General features: G+C 70.9%; 13 protein-coding genes. 6 read left to right on the plus strand and 7 right to left on the minus strand.

The features are described 5' to 3' along the window. Positions 1 to 21: 21 nt before the first annotated feature. From ACP4J0_RS05185 to ACP4J0_RS05210, 6 genes are all read left to right on the plus strand, one after another. Complete coding sequence (locus ACP4J0_RS05185) at positions 22 to 687, plus strand: vWA domain-containing protein (RefSeq protein ID WP_426597395.1); 666 nt, start codon at positions 22 to 24, stop codon at positions 685 to 687. After that, a complete protein-coding gene (locus tag ACP4J0_RS05190) occupies positions 684 to 1,808 on the plus strand; it encodes a protein phosphatase 2C domain-containing protein (RefSeq protein ID WP_426597396.1) in 1,125 nt (374 codons plus the stop codon). The genes ACP4J0_RS05185 and ACP4J0_RS05190 overlap by 4 nt, the downstream gene beginning before the upstream one ends. Further along, positions 1,805 to 2,761 carry a hypothetical protein gene (locus ACP4J0_RS05195; RefSeq protein WP_426597397.1) on the plus strand — a complete coding sequence of 319 codons (957 nt, stop codon included), beginning with the start codon at positions 1,805 to 1,807 and terminating at the stop codon, positions 2,759 to 2,761. Before ACP4J0_RS05190 ends, ACP4J0_RS05195 begins: the two co-directional genes overlap by 4 nt. A gap of 63 nt (positions 2,762 to 2,824) precedes the next feature. Continuing rightward, positions 2,825 to 4,621: a DUF4357 domain-containing protein gene (locus ACP4J0_RS05200; RefSeq protein WP_426597398.1), complete on the plus strand. Its 1,797-nt coding sequence runs from the start codon at positions 2,825 to 2,827 to the stop codon at positions 4,619 to 4,621. Next, positions 4,618 to 5,883: an McrC family protein gene (locus ACP4J0_RS05205; RefSeq protein ID WP_426597399.1), complete on the plus strand. Its 1,266-nt coding sequence runs from the start codon at positions 4,618 to 4,620 to the stop codon at positions 5,881 to 5,883. The genes ACP4J0_RS05200 and ACP4J0_RS05205 overlap by 4 nt, the downstream gene beginning before the upstream one ends. 81 nt (positions 5,884 to 5,964) lie before the next feature. Then, positions 5,965 to 8,100: a UvrD-helicase domain-containing protein gene (locus ACP4J0_RS05210; protein ID WP_426597400.1), complete on the plus strand. Its 2,136-nt coding sequence runs from the start codon at positions 5,965 to 5,967 to the stop codon at positions 8,098 to 8,100. Between the two features lie 55 nt (positions 8,101 to 8,155). Here the strand turns inward: ACP4J0_RS05210 and ACP4J0_RS05215 are convergent, their stop codons facing one another. The 7 genes from ACP4J0_RS05215 to ACP4J0_RS05245 all read right to left on the minus strand — a co-directional run bounded on the left by ACP4J0_RS05215 (position 8,156) and on the right by ACP4J0_RS05245 (position 15,283). Continuing rightward, entirely contained in the window at positions 8,156 to 9,817 is a 1,662-nt protein-coding gene (locus ACP4J0_RS05215) for an N-6 DNA methylase (RefSeq protein WP_426597401.1), read from the minus strand. A 142-nt stretch (positions 9,818 to 9,959) separates the two neighbouring features. After that, entirely contained in the window at positions 9,960 to 10,385 is a 426-nt protein-coding gene (locus ACP4J0_RS05220; RefSeq protein ID WP_426597402.1) for a VOC family protein, read from the minus strand. Between the two features lie 74 nt (positions 10,386 to 10,459). Beyond that, positions 10,460 to 11,032 carry a dihydrofolate reductase family protein gene (locus ACP4J0_RS05225; protein ID WP_426597403.1) on the minus strand — a complete coding sequence of 191 codons (573 nt, stop codon included), beginning with the start codon at positions 11,030 to 11,032 and terminating at the stop codon, positions 10,460 to 10,462. Positions 11,033 to 11,347: 315 nt separating this feature from the next. Then, entirely contained in the window at positions 11,348 to 12,412 is a 1,065-nt protein-coding gene (locus ACP4J0_RS05230; protein ID WP_426597404.1) for an alpha/beta hydrolase, read from the minus strand. A gap of 80 nt (positions 12,413 to 12,492) precedes the next feature. Next, positions 12,493 to 14,115, minus strand: coding sequence for a phosphodiester glycosidase family protein (locus ACP4J0_RS05235; protein WP_426597405.1), 1,623 nt, complete (start codon positions 14,113 to 14,115; stop codon positions 12,493 to 12,495). Positions 14,116 to 14,249: 134 nt separating this feature from the next. Then, positions 14,250 to 14,720 (minus strand): hypothetical protein, encoded by a 471-nt coding sequence (locus ACP4J0_RS05240; protein WP_426597534.1) that lies wholly within the window; start codon positions 14,718 to 14,720, stop codon positions 14,250 to 14,252. A 398-nt stretch (positions 14,721 to 15,118) separates the two neighbouring features. Beyond that, positions 15,119 to 15,283, minus strand: a complete 165-nt coding sequence (locus ACP4J0_RS05245; protein ID WP_426597406.1) for a hypothetical protein — start codon at positions 15,281 to 15,283, stop codon at positions 15,119 to 15,121. Positions 15,284 to 15,364 lie beyond the last annotated feature (81 nt).

Genomic DNA, 15,364 nt, shown 5'->3' on the forward strand with positions numbered 1-15,364 from the left:
CCCGCTCAGGAGAACCCATCCATGCAGCTGCTCCCCTTCTACATGGTGTGCGACGAGTCCGGCTCCATGGCCGGTACCGGCGTGGACGCCATCAACTCCGCGTTGCCCGACCTGCACCACGAGATCAGTACCAATCCGAGTGTCGCGGACAAGACCCGCTTCGCCCTCATCGGTTTCTCCACGCAGGCTTCCGTGCTGCAGCCGCTGGCCGATCTGAGCGAGCTGACGCAGTTGCCGTCCCTGTCGGCGGGCGGAGTGACCTCCTTCGGCGCCGCCTTCCGGCTCCTGAAGGACACCATCGAGAAGGACGTCACCGCGCTGAAGGCGGACGGGCACGACGTGTACCGCCCCGTGGTGTTCTTCCTCTCCGACGGCATCCCCACGGACGAGGGCTGGCGCACCGCGCTCAAGGAGCTGAACGCGTTCCGCTACGCCCCCAAGATCATCGCGTTCGGTATCAGTGACGCCGACGCCGCGACCATCACCGAGGTGGCCAACTTCAAGGCGTTCCTGCAGCAGAACGACTCCATCTCCCCGGCCGTCGCACTGCGGGAGTTCGCCTCGAGTCTCACCCGGTCCATCGTCAGCTCGGCGACCAGCATGGCCGCCCAGGGCGGAGAGGGCTTCGAGCTTCAGATGGACGAGCAGGTGCCCGGTTTCACCAGCCTTTCCCTGGACAAGCTGTGAACGGCCCATCGAGTGAGTGGGAGGCCTACGGGGTGCAGGCGGATCCGAGGAGCGTCGGCGAGCCGGTCGACGGCGACCGTCTTTACGAACACCTCGCCGGCCTGCCCGACGGCATCCTCGTCAACGACACGCGTGAGCCCGGAACCGCCGTCCCGGCGCAGCCGGCGACGCCTCCCCTCACGCCCGCGGTCGCGGTGCCGGAACATCCCGTTCCGTCCCAGTCGCCTGCGGAGCCCGAGGACGCGTTCCTGCGCGGGGCGCCGGCCCATGTCGGTCAGCGGCCCCCGAGCTATCCGTCGCACCCCTTGCAGTGCCCGACTGTGCGGAGCGAGGACTATTTCGCGGCCTTCACCCCTGCGGTGCTGCTGGACGGGGCCCGGGTCGGGCAGCTGACCGTGCGGGCCGCATCGCTGCGTGGCGACTCCCACAACTGGGAGGGCACTTGCCGCCAGGACTCCATGGTGGTGACGCGCGTCGGCCCGCCGGAGGCCGAGTTCCTCCTCCTGGCGGTCGCCGACGGGGTGGGCTCCGCGAAGTACTCACACGTCGGGTCGTACCGCTTCACCCGTCAGGCGGCTCTTGAGGTGGACGGCGAGACCGAGCGCATTCACGCGGCGTTGACCGCCCGGGACGAGGCTGAGCTGCGCGCGATCGCCAACAAGGCGATCGCCCACGCGGTCAGCAGGTTGGGCGCCGACCAGGACCACGCCACCACCCTGCACGTCCTGCTGGTGCCGACGGACCCACGCATCCGCGAGCGCGTGGTGTTCAGCGTGGGGGACGGCGGGCTGTTCGTGTTGCGGGAAGGCAGGTGGGAAAGAGGCGACCCGATCCATGACGGCACCCTCCTGGACACCCGCACCGAGGCGCTCCCGCACGCCTACAGCACCGTCAAGGTTCACCTGCTGCCTACCGCACCGGGCGACGTGCTTCTCCTGGGCACCGACGGCATCACCAACCCCCTCACCCAGCAGGATCCCGCGTTCGCTCGGCACCTGGCGGACGCGTGGAGCGGCCCCGAGGTGCCCTCGCTGTCCGACTTCCTGTGGCAGGCACAGACGAGGGCCAAGTCCTACGACGACGACCGGACCGTCATCTGTGTGTGGGAGGGGACGGAGTGAGCGTGGAGGACGGCGCCGACGTCGTGCGGTCGTCCCTCGCCCTGGGCGCGCGGATCGGCAGCGGCGGTCAAGGAGACGTGCACGCGGTCGGCGACGGATCGTTGCTGTTCAAGGAGTACAAGGATCCGTCCAAGGTGAACGGTGACGCCCTGGCCGACCTGGTCGGATTTCGGCAGGGTCTCGTTCAGGCGGACCGGAACCGTCTTGACGCTCTCGCCGCCTGGCCCCTGTGCCGGGTGGTCGAGAATGGCCGGACGCTCGGTTTCCTCATGAGGCGTGCTCCTTCCCACATGATGTGGCGCACCTCGACCGGGGCGTCGAAGCTCATCGAGCTGCAGTATCTGATCAGGGCTCCGAAGGTCGCCTGGCAGGAGGTTGTGCAGCCGACTCCTCAGCAACGCAGGGCCCTCGCCCTGGCCTGTGTCGAAGCCATCGGCTGGTTCCACGACGCCGGACTCGTGATTGGCGACATCTCGCAGGCCAACGTTCTGTGGTCCGTCTCCCCCGAGCCGACGGTGCACTTCCTGGACTGCGACGGATTCCGTCGCGTGGGGCGCGCGGCGGTCCAGGCCCAGGCCGGCACTCCGGACTGGAACGATCCGCTCGCGCCCTCCACCGATGCGACGGTCGACACGGACGCGTACAAGACGGCTCTGGTGGCGGGACGCGTCCTCGCCCAGGAGCCGTACGTCGTGCCGGGCCAGACTCTGGCGCTCGTCGTGGACTGCCTCAACGACCGCCAGGGCGACGCGGTACGGAGGTTGTTCGCTCAGGCCGCCGGTGAACGCGGGAGGCGGCCCAGGCCGAGCGAATGGCAGACCGCGCTGAGCGACCGCGGCGTCATCTCACTCACCGCGGCCACGCCCCGGCCCCGGCCCGCAGTCGACCGTACCGTGCTGGACGGGGCGCGTGACCGGAGGCCGATCAGGCTGCGCGGGGACGACCCCGCGTAGTGTTGCAGCCGGGCTTTCTGTTGGGGGAACGATGACGACAGGTGAGGAGCAGGTGGGGGGCACATGGCCGACGAATACCCGGAGTTCCGGCTGCGGCTGCCGAACGGTGGACCGTACGCGCGCGGGCGGGTGCTGCCCTCGAAGGGGATGAACGGCAGCCCGCAGTTCCTGGTGCTGGCCGGTTCGCCGGTGCGGCGGGAGACCCTGCCGGGCGCGGGTCCGTACGCGGCGGCGCAGCGGGAGGCGTTGATCGAGGAGGGCGCCCTCCGGGAGTCGGAGCAGTGGCCCGGCTACTTGGAGGCAGCGCGGGACGTCGAATGCAACTCGCCGTCGGCCGCCGCCTCGATCGTGGCCGGGCGCGGCTCGGACGCCCTGACCGAGTGGCGTACGGAGGAGGACTTCCCGCTCGTCGACTACCTCGGCCACTCCTGGCGCGCGCCCCGCAAGGCCTGGCTGGTCCGCGGGTCGAACGTGGCGGGGCGTGACCTGGTGAGGCGGCTGTGGCTGCCCGGCGGGCTGGTCACGCTCGCGGCGACGCACCTGCCGCCGCTCGGCGCGGACGACCCCACCAAGAGTGCCCTGCGCCGGTACGTCCAGGAGGGTTACGACGCCAGCGCCTCCTACAGCCAGAAGCAGGTGATGGTCGACGAACTGCACTACTTCCTCACGCAGATGCGCACCGGCGACACCGTCTGCACCATCTCCGGCGGACGCCTCCACGTCGGGCTCGTCGACGGCGCGGCCGAGCAGGTCGAGTCCGAGGACGGGCTCACCAACCTGCGCCGGAAGGTGACCTGGCAGCGGGACGTGCCCTACGACGAGTTGCCGGAGGCACTGCAGCAGAAGCTGTCCGTGCAGCACGACGTCGTGGATCTCACCTCCGTGCTCCCCCTCGTCGACGGGCTCGGGCGAAGCGACGAGGAACTGGCCGAGGAGGCCGAGGCCGAGGACCGGGACCCGACGACGGAGGTGCCGGCGATCGTCGCCCGCCGCGATCCCGAGTTGCCCGAGCCCACGGCCGAGCTGGCCGCCGAGCTGCTCGTGCACGACGGGGCGTGGCTGCGCGAGGTGCGTGACCTGCTGGCCGACGAGCGGCAGCTGGTGTTCTACGGTCCTCCCGGCACCGGCAAGACCTTCCTCGCGCTGAAGCTCGCCGAGTTCCTGGGCGGCGGTCCTGAGCAGGTCAAGCTGGTGCAGTTCCATCCGTCGTACGCGTACGAGGACTTCTTCGAGGGGTTCCGGCCGCAGGAGGACGCGGAGACCCGGCAGGTGGCCTTCCGGCTCACCGCCGGCCCCCTGCGCGAGCTCGCCGACCTCGCCTCCCGTGAGGGGAACCGGCACATCCCGCACTTCCTGATCATCGACGAGATCAACCGGGCGAACCTCGCCAAGGTCTTCGGCGAGCTGTACTTCCTGCTGGAGTACCGCAACAAGTCGGTGCGCCTGACGTACTCCGGCGACGACTTCGCGCTGCCGCCCAACCTGTTCGTCATCGGCACGATGAACACCGCCGACCGGTCGATCGCCCTCGTCGACGCGGCCATGCGGCGGCGGTTCGCGTTCGTGGAGCTGTCGCCGCGTACCGAGCCGACGAGCGGGCTGCTGCGCAGGTGGCTGGAACGGGAGGGCAGGGAGCGCGAGCCCGCCGACCTGCTCGACGCGCTCAACTCCCGTATCGGCGACCCGGACTTCCGTATCGGGCCCTCGTATCTGATGAAGAAGGGCGTCTTCCGGGAAGGCGGCCTGGAGCGGACCTGGCGGACGAAGATCCTGCCGCTGCTGGAGGAGCACCACTACGGCGAGGATGTGGACGTCGAGGCGCGGTACGGGCTGGCCGCGCTGCGCGGGTCACTGGGATGACGTCCGCCGGAGACGGTGCCGTCCCGGGGCCCGCGGCAGCGGAGGCGGCGGCGACGACGGTCCTGACCGGCGTCGAACTGGCCGAGTACGCGGCCGCCACCGGCCTCGCCCTGCCCGACGGCGTGGGGCGTGCGCTGGCCGCCGGAGACGTCGTCGACGCGGCACCCGACCCGTACACGCCCGGCCGCTGGACGGTGCGGGCCGGCAGCAGGGTCGGGGCGGTGAGCATCGCCGTACCGGGTGTGCGGGAACCGTTCACCGTACGGGTGAGCCCCAAGGTGCCCATCGCCCGGCTCTTCTTCCTGCTCGGCTACAGCCTCGACCCCAAGGGCGGCTGGCGGGACGGGGACGTGGACGTGGCCGGGCACCGGGACGTGGTCCCCGCCCTCGCCCATGCCGTGGAGCGGCAGATCGACCGCGCGCTGCGCCACGGGCTGCTGCAGGGCTACCGAGCGGCGGAGGAGAGCTCCCTGGTCGTCCGCGGCCGGATCAGGGAGGCCGAGCAGATCCAGCGGCGGTTCGGCGCGATGCTGCCGGTGGAGGTGGCGTACGACGAGTTCACCACCGACATCGCCGAGAACCGCGTCCTGCGCACGGCCGTCGAGCGCCTGCTGCGGCTGCCCGGCGTACCGCGCGACGTCCGGCGCGGGCTGCTGCACCAGCGTGCCCGGCTCGCCGACGTCACGCCCGTCGTACGGGGGCAGCCGGTGCCCTGCTGGCAGCCGACCCGCCTCAACGCCCGGTACCAGAACGCCCTGCGTCTCGCCGAGGTCCTCCTCGGCGGTGCCTCGGTCGAGCATGCTCCCGGCGGGCTCCGCGTCGACGGGTTCCTGTTCGACATGAACCAGCTCTTCGAGGACTTCGTGACGGTCGCCCTGCGCGAGGCCCTGACGGGTTCGGGCCGGGTCGCCCGGCTCCAGGACAGTCATCACCTCGATGAGGCGTCGGCGATCCGCATGCGTCCGGACTTCGTGCTGTACGGGCCGGACGGCACCCCGTGCGCGGTGGCGGACGCCAAGTACAAGGCGGAGAAGCGGAGCGGCTATCCGGACGCCGACCTGTACCAGATGCTCGCGTACTGCACCGCCCTCGGCCTGCCAGAAGGGCACCTGGTCTACGCGAAGGGCAACGCCTCGCACGCCGCCCACCGGGTCCGTCACGCCGGCATCCTGATCCACCAGCACGCGCTCGACCTGGACCAGGGGCCGGCGGGTCTGCTCGCCGACATCGCTCAGGTCGCGCGGCGGATGGGGGGCGGCTGACGCGACGGTGCCGGATCGGCGCCGGTGCCGCGCCCGTATGATCGGCCGGGCCGTGTCAGTCAGGGGTGGGGAGTACGCGTCGTGCCGCAGCTTGCGTTTGCCAACAGCTTCTGGGAGAGCTACGACGCTCTCGAGAAGCCGGTCAGGAACGGCGTTCGCAAGGCGATGCAGAAGTTCCAGCAACTCACCGTGCCGGAGCTGCAGCAGGACAAGGGGCTGCATCTGGAATCGGTCGAGAAGGCCGCCGACCGCCGCATGCGGACCATCCGCATCAACGACTTCTGGCGGGGCGTCGTGCTCGCACCGGACGACGGCAGTGATGTGTTCCTGCTGGTCAACGTGGTGGCGCATGACGACGCCTACACCTGGGCCGCCAAGCGGCTGTACACCACGAACTCCGCGACGCGCGCCCTGGAGGTCCGCAACGTACGGGCGATCGAGCAGCTGACCCCGCAGCTGGAGAAGGCGGCCGCCGCGGCCGAATCGCTGCTGTTCGCCTCGTACTCGAACACCGTGCTGCGTGAGCTGGGCATCGACGACCAGGTACTGCGCGCGGTGCGGACGATCATCGACAAGGCTCAGCTCGAGGCCTTCGGGACGCTGTTGCCGGAGGACCAGTTCGAGGTGCTGCAGTACCTCGCCGAGGGGTTCCCGCCCGAGGAGGTGTACCGGGACGTGGTCGCCGTACGCCGTCCCGTCGACGCCGGGCCCGACCCGGACGAGACCCTCGCCGCCGCCATCGCCAACACCACCAGCCGGATCACGCTCGTCAGCGGGCCGGACGAACTCGCCGACATCCTGGAGAAGCCGTTCACGGCCTGGCGGGTCTTCCTGCACCCCTCGCAGCGCCGGGTCGCCTACCGGGTGTCGTACGGCGGTCCGGTGCAGGTCACCGGCGGCCCCGGGACCGGCAAGACGGTCGCCGCCCTGCACCGAGTCAAGCACCTGCTGACCCGGTCGCCCGAAGCGCGGGTCCTCCTCACCACGTACACCAACGCGCTGGCCGCCTCGCTGCGCGAGAACCTCGGCCTCCTCCTGGACGGTGACGCGGCGCTGCTCGACCGGGTCGAGGTGACCACCGTCAACGCGTACGCGCACGGTGTCGTGGCCCGTATCGACGGCAAGGTGCCCTCCCCCGTCGGCGACCGGGAGGAGCGGCAGGTGTGGCAGCGGGTCGTCAAGAAGCTCGGGCTGCCGTGGACGGAGCAGTTCCTGGCGCAGGAGTACCGGCATGTCGTCCTCGCCCAGGACCTGCGCACCCTGGACGCGTACCGTGCCGCGTCCCGGCGCGGGCGTGGCAGCGCGCTGTCACCGGCCCGGCGGGAGCTGCTGTGGCCCGCCGTCGAGCTGTTCGAGTCGATGCTGCGCGAGCAGCGGTCGACGACGCACCTGAAGGTGTGCGCCCGGGCCGCCGAGCTCCTGGCCGCGTCGGCGCCGACGCACGACCACGTCGTGGTCGACGAGGCGCAGGACCTGCATCCCGCCCAGTGGCGGGTGCTGCGCGGCGCGGTGGCGCCCGGCAGTGACGACCTGTTCCTCACGGGGGACCCGCACCAGCGGATCTACGACTCGAAGGTCTCGCTCGGCTCCCTCGGCATCGCGGTGGCCGGACGCACCCACCGGCTGCGCATCAACTACCGCAGCACGGAGGAGATCCTCACCTGGTCGACGGGCATCCTCAGCCCGGTGTCCGTCGACGACCTGGGGGGCGAGGGCAGCGACACCCTCGCCGGGTACCGTTCGCTGCTGCACGGGCGCAGGCCGCAGGTGGAGGGGCACGGTTCGGAGCACGCGGAGGTCGCCGCGCTCGTCGAGCGGGTGCGGGGGTGGATCGCGCAGGGCATCAGCCCTTCCGAGATCGGCGTGTGCGCCCGGTTCAACGTGCTGCTGGACAAGGCGTACGACAGGCTGACCGGGGCCGGGGTGCCGGTGGTGCGGGTCAGGGACAACCCGGGGCCCGGTGCGGACGGTGTGCGGCTGGCCACGATGCACGCCATGAAGGGGCTGGAGTTCCGCTGCGTGGCCGTGCTCGGAGTGACGGCGGGGGCGGTGCCGTTCACCCGCGAGGTGACTCCGGCCGCCGTGGACGCGTTGCAGCACGACTGCGACCTGTTGCGGGAACGCTGCCTCCTGTTCGTCGCCTGCACCAGGGCGCGCGAGGCGCTGGCCGTCTCGTGGAGCGGGGCGGGCAGTGAGTTCGTACCGGAAGCCTCGTGACGTGGTGGCGTGGTGACGTGCCGACGTACTGACGTGCTGACGTGCTGACGGCGTGTCATTTCCTCGGTCGTAGTGCCCCGTTGCCGATGCCGTCGCGGGCCAGCTCGGCCGCCTGCCTGGTCAGCTCGGCGATCCGCCGAGCCCGTTCCTCGAACTCCTGCAGCCTGCGGTAGGCGGTGCCGTAGCGGCGCTGCTCGGCGATGTCCATCTGCGGGATGCGGGCTCCCTTGCCGTCGAGCCGGAAGGTACCGCTGGCGCTCGTGGAGCGCCGGGTGTTGGACGCGCTGCGCAGGAAGCCCTGCAGGAAGTCCGTGTCGAGCTGGTCGCTGGTCGAGACGGGTTCCGTGTCCCCGTACTCGACCAGCCCGGCGCGTGCGAGGTCGGCCACGCTCACCGACGAACCGTCCAGGGCGCCGGGTCCCTCGCCCGCGTCCAGTTCCGGCAGCAGCTCGGCCAGTTTGCCGACCTGTTCGGCCAGCTCCTCGCGCATGGCCCGGTACTCGGTCGCGTAGTCGCGGTGCGACTCCTCTACGTGGCGACCGGGCGTGAGGTCGACCGTGTCGTCGAGGAGGTCGATGAGGGGGACGTCCGCGATCTGCTGGGGTGCGGGCTCCAGGTCTCCGTCCGGGTCGTTCGCCGTCAGGTCGATCATGCGGACGGTCGTCGCGGCGTCGCCCGCGGAAGACGGGCGGCGCAGGTGCCAGAGATGCACGGGGAGGGCGTGCGAGGCGGCGCTGCCGGCCGGCAGGGCGGTGACCTGGGTGAGGATGCCGCGCCGTACCAGCTCGGCACGGATGCGCCGGCCCGCCTTGCGGTAGGCGACCGAAGCCGCCATGACCATGATGACCCGGCCGCCGGGGACGGTGTGCGCGTAGGCGTGCTGGAGCCAGGCGAGCTCCCCCTCGGCGCGCGAGGGCGTGCCCAGTTCCCAGCGGGAGTCGAGGAGCAGCTCCTCCCGTCCCCAGTCCGGGTCTCCCACCGGGGGGTCGCAGACCACGAGGTCCGCCTTGAGGCTCGGCCACTTGTCCTCCCGCAGGGAGTCTCCGGCGACGACCTCCACCCCGGCGTGCCCCGTCAGGTCGGCGCGCAGCTGGGCGAGCCGGGCGCTGTGGGGGTCCGTCTCCTGACCGCACCGCCTCGGCCCGCGGTCCGGGCCGACGGCGAGCAGCAGGGTGCCGATGCCGCATGCCGGATCGAAGACCGTGGCTCCGGACGCCACCGGGTCCGCGAAGTACCGCAGGGCACGGACGATGCGAGGCGAGGTGACCTGGTCCGATCCGGCCCGGCGCACGGAATCCGTGAACCGCTCCGCGAGAGCCTCCACCACTTCCCCGGCCGGCCCGCTCTCGGCGAGGACACGCGTCAGGCGGACGATCTCTTCCGGCAACGCGTGATCGTCCGGCACGTCGTCGGCGGCGGCGAGGATCTGCGCGACCGCTGCGATCCCCCGGACCATGTCATCGCCGTACACAGCCCGCAGCGCCTGCCAGAGCTGCACCTCGTGCGAGAGGTCCTGGCCCTTCCGCTGCTTGTTCAACCACGTCTGCACGTCGGACAGAGCGAAGAGGGGGCTGTTCACACTGCCACCGGCGGGCGCGGGAAAGTCGTCATACCGCCGTCTCCAGTTGGAGACGGCGGCACGTGTGACGCCCGCCAGCCGGGCGATCTCGGAGCCGGTGACCATGGGGCCGGCCGGGGTCGCGGGAGTGTCTGCCATAGTGCTCAACCGTACACAGCCCCTACCGGCGCTTCAATGACCACCTCGTTGACCGCGCTAACGACGACCAAGGCCGATGTACCGGTAAACCATTGCCGGCCCTGTGCTCGGCCCGAGCCGGCCACGGCTGTGTGCTGTGTGCTCAGTCGAGACAGAACTCGTTGCCCTCGACGTCCTGCATCACGATGCACGAATCCTGGTCGTCAGCCAGTAGTCGCACGCGTACCGCGCCGAGCGGGACCAGTCGTGCGCATTCGGCCTCGAGCGCGGCCAGGCGCTCCTCACCCACGAGCCCGGTGCCCACCCGCACGTCGAGATGCACCCGGTTCTTGGCGACCTTCCCTTCGGGAACGCGCTGAAAGAACAGCCGCGGGCCCGCACCTGAGGGATCACTGCATGCGAACCAGGAGCCCTGATCCTCAGGCGGCCTCGAACGGTCGAATTCGTCCCACGTGGCGAATCCCTTCGGCGGCGATACGACGTACCCCAGCACCTCGCACCAGAAGCGACCGACGCGCTCGGGTTCCGCGCAGTCGAAGGTGACTTGGAACTGCCTGATCGATGACATCGGCGCACCATAGCAGGGGCTCTGTTGCTCACCTCCCGGCAAGGACTCAGCGAGGAATGGGGCAGGGGGCCTTGTCAGCGGACCACGTCGAAGATGTTCTTCTGCAGTCCGTTGGCGTAGGCCTCGTGCTCGACGAGCTTCAGCTTCTGCGTGTCCTTGTCCGTGGCACTGAAGAGACGCTTGCCCGCACCGAGCAGCAGCGGAAAGACGATCAGGTGGTAGCGGTCGATCAGACCGGCGTCCGAGAGTGCCTGGTTCAGGGAGGCGCTGCCGTGGACGATGATCGGGCCGCCCTCGGTCTCCTTCAGTGCGGCGACCTCGTCGAGTGAGCGCAGGATCGTCGTCTCGCCCCAGTTCGACACCAGGTCGTCCGCGGTGAGGGTGGTGGAGACGACGTACTTCGGCATCATCCTGTAGTCGGCGAAGTCCTCCATGTCGGGCCACACGGGGCTGAACGCCTCGTAGCTGGTCCGACCCATGAGCATGGCGGTGGCGGTCTTCTGCTCCTCGCCCTTGATGCCGAACGCCTCCGGGAGGAACTCGACGTCCTTGAAGGTCCATCCCGAGTTCCGGTAACCGGGTTCGCCGCCCGGGGCCTCCACGACACCGTCGAGCGAGATGAAGGCCGTGCTGATCAGGGTACGCATGTGAGGTTCCTCGTTCTCTGGTGTCCGGTGTCCGGTGTCCGGTGTCCGGTTCTCAGCTGGTTCGGTCGGTGCACGCTACGTCCACACCCGTGGCCGCGGCGCACCAACCATGACCTCCGACTGCGGGTCACGGAGAAAGTCATCGGTCGTCGCCCGCCCTTTTCCAGCGGCCTCGAACCCGGCGACGGCGTGGTGACGGACCACGACGCCTTGGACCGTGCGGCACGGGTGGGTCCCCGGCCAACGGGATGAACGAGGCGAAGGGTGACTTCGGCAGGTGACCCAGCCGGTGGCGCATGTGCGACCGGCGTCGGTTCAGGCGGTGCCGTCGCCCTTCAGCGCCCCCAGCAGCATCGGCAGCGAGGCGTGCAGCTCCCGCTCCCAGTACGCCCAGCCATGGGTTCCCGGGCCGTAGAAGTGGGTGGTCAGGTGCCGCGCCCCCACTCGCTTCAGCTCCGCCGCGAGCGCGTGGTTCTGCCGGCAGAAGTCGGCCTCGAGCGCGCTCGTGCTGCCGGGTGGGTCCAGCGGCCCCGTGGTGCCGTCGCCGCAGGACAGGTAGACCGGGATCGGCCTGAGTCGCTTGGCGAGGTGGAAGGGGTCGTGGGCCCGCCAGATCCGGCGCTGGGCGACCGGGTCGCCCCAGACGCGGAGCGGGTCGTTGTTCTGGCCGGCGAAGAAGCCCATGATGCGGTTGACCGACTCGTCGTTCAGGAGCGGGTGCGCGGAGCCGGAGTAGGCCGCCGTCGCCTTGAACATGCCGGGGTGCCTGGCGGCGTACAGCAGGGCGCCCTGACCGCCCATGGACAGGCCCGCGACCACACGGTTGCGGCCGGCGCCCCAGTCGCGTTCCAGGAGGCGGCGCAGCTCCACCGTGTGGAAGGTCTCCCACGCCGGGTCGCCGCCCTTGCCGTGGTTCCACCAGTCGCTGTACCAGCCGTTCCAGCCGGCCTCGGGCATCACGACCAGGACGTCGCGCAGGCTGTCGGTCTCCGCGACGTCGGTCATCGCGGTCCACGAGGTGTAGTCGCCGCAGCAGCCGTGCAGCAGCCAGAGGGTGGGCCAGTGCTGCCGACGCCGGTCCTTCGGGTTCCAGCCGTCCGGGGTGAGGAGGCGGACCTTGACCGTCCGGCCGCCCAGGGCCGCCGAACGCACCGACAGGTCGACCTGCCGGTTCGCGACCTGGGTGACCTCCACGACCTCGGCGCGGGGCACCCCGGTTCCGGCTCTCGCGGCCGGCGCGGGTGTGGTGGGGGCGAGGGTGGCCAGCAGTACGGCCAGGACGAGCAGTACTCGGGCTCGAAGGGGTCGACGTACTCGTAGGAGTCGAGTTGTCCGGAGTGCTCGAAGGGCGGTCGGGGCGGTGGGCACGTTCGCGAACACGGCGGCTCCCTGCGGTGGGTTGCGGTTCGTCGCTGCGGTGCGGGTCCCAGCTGCTCAGCGGGACTGCGGGACAGGTCAGGTCAGTGTCCGTGCCTTCGCGGCAGGATCAACAGCGCGTCGCCGACGGGGCGTTCGCCTGCGGCGTCCGACGGGTCGTTGATCACGTCGCCGTTGGACACCATCGTCGTCGAGCCGCCGCCGTCGAGGTTGACCGCGTCGCGCAGCCCGAGTGACCTGGCCACCTCGGCGCTCTCCCCGATGCTGAGTCCGAGGGCGTCCGTGCCGCGTCCGTCGGCGGTGACGAGGACGGTGCGGCCGGCGGCGTCCACTCCGGCCAGGGTGCGCGGGTTGCGCTTGTGGACCCAGCCGTAGTACCAGCTCGGGTCGCCGGGGTGGACCATGCCGTCGGTGGCGGGCGTGACGTGGATCCGTCCGTCGCGGACGAGTTCGGGGCCGGCGTTCAGGATGTCGGTCCGGGGTGAGGGCGAGACCCGGTGGCCGCGTTCGTCGATCAGCGTCGTGCTGACGCGGAGGCGGTGGCCGACGTGCGCGAGGGTGGTCAGGTCGGCGACGCGTCGGCCGGTGGCCTGGATGGAGCTGCCACCCGGCGGGAGCGCTCCGCCTCGTGGTGAGCGCAGCTCTACGACCCGGTCGTGGGCGTCCAGTACGGCCTCCAGTCCCTCGCCCCGGGGCGTGTGCCGGCCGTAGTCCGGTGTGAAGGTGACCAGTTCGTCGGGGTTGGTGCACGTGACGTCGTGCAGGGGCCGTGAGGTGGGGGCGTCGCCCTCGGTACCGCCGCAGTTCCGGATCAGGCCCGGGACGCGGTTGACGCCGGTCAGGCGGAGAGTGGACTGGCGGCCGGCGACGTGGCCTCGCCAGGTGAGACGGGTGACCTCCGTGCGCCGGCCGTTGTCGTGGATCACCAGGCCCGGGCGGCCGGCCACCGGTTCGCTCAGCAGGCGTCCGTCGTACACGCCCACACCTGCCGGATCGCCTGGAGCGCCCGCCTCGGGGTCGAGGACGAAGAAGCCGGCGTTGACCGCGGCGGTCGCGCCGGCCGACGCCGACAGCTCACTGGTCGTCTCGCGGTTCTCCAGGTCCGGGCCGTACGACGCGTCGAGGCTGCCGCGGAACGTGCGCGGATCGATGGTGAGCACGTCGACGCGCCACGGGCCGCGGTCCGTCGCGTCGCCGTCCCAGCCGGTGTACACGGCGGATCCCGGGTAACCGGCCGCCCTCAGACGGGCGCGTTCGGACGTGGCGGCGGACTGTGAGCCGTACGTGCCGACGCGGACTCGCCAGCCGAGGGTGCCGCCCGCGTGGTCGGCCGTCTTCGGTGTCGTCACCTGCTCCACCCGGGCCTGGAAGCCGTCCCGCTTCAGCTCGGCGGTCAGTTCGCCGGCGCTCGCCCTGTCCTTCAGGGCGGTCGGCGGCGCGTCGGGGTCGGGCGAGGTGTCACCGCCGGGGATGGAGACCTCGACCGTCCAGTGCAGCGACGGGTCGGCAGCACCGCGCACGATGCGGGTAAGGGTGACGCCGGGCTGGAGGGACGTGGTGGTACGGGTCTCGGTCAGGTCCGAGGGACCCAGCGGCAGGGTGCGCGGCTTCGGCTGTGGCGCCGGCGACGACGCCTGGGCCGGCAGTGCGCCCACCGTGACCAGGACACCGAGGACGGCACCCGCACCGCACAGTCTCTTCTTCATCTGCACCGCCTGGATCGAAGACCGGGGACGAACACGCGCCATCCTCTCCGTTCACCGCTGACACAGACATGGACAGCCGCCCAACGTCCACTGCACAAGTAGCGACCGGTTCCGGCGCGACGTCAAGGTCCACATCACCCCCGCTTCCCGTGCTGGGGAACGGGGATCACCTCGGCCACCGACTCGACGAGCTCGTCCACCCGCGGGACGGCGCAGCTCACCGACCCCTCCTGCGCGATCAGCACGTCGGGCACATGGGACTCGTAGAAGCGGAGGTGTCCGATCGCGCCCCGGCTCGTCGTGCGCTCGCCGAGCCACCGCACCGTCCTGCGGAGGTCGTCGAACTCGCCGGGATGCGCCTCCTGCCGCACGGTCAGGGCCCACCCCCCTGTCGTCCGAGCACAGCTCTCCGACCAGCACGCCCCCGATCCGCCGCGCCGGCCCACGGGCGTCCCAGAGGGGGTACTCGTATCCGTCGTTCCGCCGGCCGACTTCTTCCTGCCGGCCGTCTGCCTCCCCCAGGTGCCGGCGCAGAGGTCCACGTCGTGGGGCGGGAGGGGAGCGGGCAGGTCCAGAGTGAGTTGGAGTTCGTGGATGTCGGCCATGACCACCACGCCAGGAGACCGCTCTCCGGCCGTCCGCCTCACCGGGTCGACCACCTTCGACGCGCTCCGCTCCCTGCGGCCATACGACGTCCACCGGGACGGCCGCCGCCCGTGCCGCCAAGACCATGTCGGCCGTGCCGCCGCCCCGGCCGCCGGGTGGTTCGCCGTTCCATACGGCGACGAGCCGGTCGGCTCGGCGCAGGAGTTCGGCGTTCGACTGGCTGGAGCCGATCGACGACAGCTTCAAGGCGTTCGCGCACGGGTGGCGACCTTGAGTACGGCGGCGTCCGACGGGGCCGGGACGGGGCCGCTTCGCGTTCCGGGCCGACCGCCCGGCTCGGAGTTCCGGGCCGACCGCCTGGCTCGGAGTTCCGGGTTCGCCGGCCCGGATCGGGCTCTCAGCCGTAGCAGGCCGGAAGGGGCTCAAGCCCCTCCGGCACCCCGTATTCAAAGACCGCCGTGTACGCCTCCGCGATGTCGCAGCCCCTGTCGAACCACGGGTAGGCGAACCCGCTCCAGACCAGAAGGACGACGATCAGCACATTGCGCATCCCTTTTGACATGTATGCGATTATTCCGCCGAGCTCGGCGGAATAAGCCGCACCGCCTCTTTCCGAACGTACCGCCCCGGCCGTCCTGTTGGC

The sequence above is a fragment of the Streptomyces sp. WG7 genome, assembly GCF_049975785.1.
Taxonomy (GTDB): Bacteria; Actinomycetota; Actinomycetes; order Streptomycetales; family Streptomycetaceae; genus Streptomyces.